2 protein-coding genes are annotated in these 2,229 nt (G+C 34.8%); one reads left to right on the forward strand and one right to left on the reverse strand.

Annotated elements, in window-relative coordinates; translation table 11 throughout:
* The coding region (locus EGH73_RS12390; protein WP_123282107.1) for an IS91 family transposase at positions 1-912 on the forward strand (912 nt) is incomplete at its 5' end.
* 251 nt (positions 913-1,163) lie between these two features.
* Here the strand turns inward: EGH73_RS12390 and EGH73_RS12395 are convergent.
* On the reverse strand, positions 1,164-1,994 hold the full coding sequence (locus EGH73_RS12395) for a GLPGLI family protein (RefSeq protein WP_123282108.1): 831 nt from the start codon (positions 1,992-1,994) through the stop codon (positions 1,164-1,166).
* Positions 1,995-2,229: the final 235 nt, after the last annotated feature.

A 2,229-nucleotide genomic window follows, 5' to 3' on the forward strand; every position in this document is an offset into this window, starting at 1 on the left:
ATTATTCGTTTTAATTGTATCCGTGATACGCTTCGCTTAATTCACGTAGTTTTTACGCTTCCTGATGTATTGAACAAAACCGCGCTTCACGAGCCCAAAATGTTGTACGATTTTTTATTTGAATCTGCCTGGGAAACGCTTCAAACGTTTGGTGAAAATCGAGGTTTAAAAATGGGAATGATTGCTGTTTTGCACACTTGGGGACAGAATCTGAGCCTTCATCCGCATTTGCACTGCATTGTTCCGGGCGGTGGAGTAGATGAAAGCGGAGCTTGGAAAAATCTACGTTCAGACGGCAAATTTTTGTTTCCGGTAAAGGCTTTGAGTAAAGTTTTCAGGGCTAAATTTTGTGAGAAACTGAAAGCTAATTTAAAGGATAAATTCAATGAAAATCAAGAAAATGAATACGAAAAAATCAGGCAAAGTCTGTGGGAAAAACCTTGGGTAGTTTACGCCAAAAAGCCTTTTGGAAGCCCAAAATCGGTGGTGGAATATTTAGGTCGTTATTCCCACAAAATCGCCATCAGCAACCAGAGAATCAGGAAAATTGACGCGGAAACGGTAACTTTTTCTTACAAAGATTACCGCCAAAAAGGCATCAAAAAGCAGATGGTTTTAAGCCATGAAGAGTTTATCCGCCGTTTTGCGATGCATATTTTGCCGAAAAGATTTGTAAAAATCCGTCATTATGGTTTTTTGAGCAGCACTTGGAAACGAATTAAGCTTAAAAAACTGCAACAAAAATTAGGCATCCAGCCCAAAGAAAAACCTTTGCCAAAGCCGTTTCAGCCGAAATGTAGTTGTTGTAAAGTTGGAAATTTGGTAACGATTGCCACGTTCGATCTTCGAGGTCCGCCAAGTTGGTTTTTGGAGATGAGCCGAAATTTACCTGCTCCTAAATCTGCATTTTAAAAGATTTGGGTAAGGGAAATTATGCCCCGACATGAAGGAAAACACGATAAAACCGACAAAGTTCGCCAAAAACGAATGCCTAAAAAAAAGAGAACGCCCTGTTCTCTTGAAATATTTTCTAAAAATTTTACGATAAATCCATAGTGTTGAAAAAACATGTAAAAAAGCTCCCGAAGCTTCCGTTCAACAGGGTTTTCATTGTTCGTGCTACGCACGCAACGAAAACTTAGCTATTATCGGCAGGCGTTTTTTTATTTTTTAGGATACTTCAATGCTTTGTTAAGTTCCATAGGATTATTATTTTTTCTAAAATAATCTTGTTCTTGTTCAATTATTGGTCTTAATTGTTCCGCTTTTGTATATCTAACTCCGTTAAAATCTACACTATTTGCTGTTCCGTTTTCTAATTTTGATTTAATTTCGTGAATTGGGTCGTTAAAATACTCCAATTTTTTCTTTATGAATAATTTTTCTGAAACAGGAAATGGTTTATTGCCGTATCTAACTTCTAAAAAATTTGAAGTGTCATAAGTTTCTTTAAGGTTTACATTCTTTACAAAAGAAAAATTATAATTATCTTTTTCGTCTTGCAATAAAATCACCAATCCTGGCAAACCTTGAAATTTGTATGGTCCTTCTGAAAAAGGAAAGTCTTTTGTGAACCAAGCAATCCATTTTCTTCCGCCAAAATTTGTTGTTGCTTTTTGCAAGTTCAAGCCATGATATTTTTTTATTTCATTTGTCAGTTTCCAATTTAATGTATCCTCAGTTTGATAAGAATAAGTTTGAAAATCAATCATTCCAAAATTCGTATTCTTGTTAGAACCTCTTTTTCTTGTTACGGGAATTTGACTTGTCCAATTTGTGTTTTGAGTGTTAAACTTCTTATTTATAGAGTCTTTTTCTAAAAAAGCATTATCGTAATATTTTGTTTCTTTTGGATTTATGTCCAAAACCATTAATTTTTTTGTCGGTTCTGTTTGCGTTGAGTCAGATTTAAATTTGAGTTCGTAAAAAAATCTGTGAGTTTGAGAAAAAGTCAAACCCGAAATGAAAATTAAAAATGCAAAAATTTTATTCATATTCGTTGCTTTATAGACGGTTTTAATACGCTTGCCGATAACGGAAAAAGTATTTGCGAAGGGCGGGCTAAATTTAACTGCAAGTTCAATTTCGACCAACCGGAGCAGATGCTTTTTCAGATTGTCTAAATTAATAAAAAAAACAATATGAAAAGCAGCTGCGGCTAAAGGAATCGGGTAGTGGTTTTATATATTCAACCCCGCCTTTTGCAAATACAATGTTGAACTAAACCTT

It is taken from the genome of Epilithonimonas hominis (genome assembly GCF_003730015.1).
GTDB lineage: Bacteria > Bacteroidota > Bacteroidia > Flavobacteriales > Weeksellaceae > Epilithonimonas > Epilithonimonas hominis.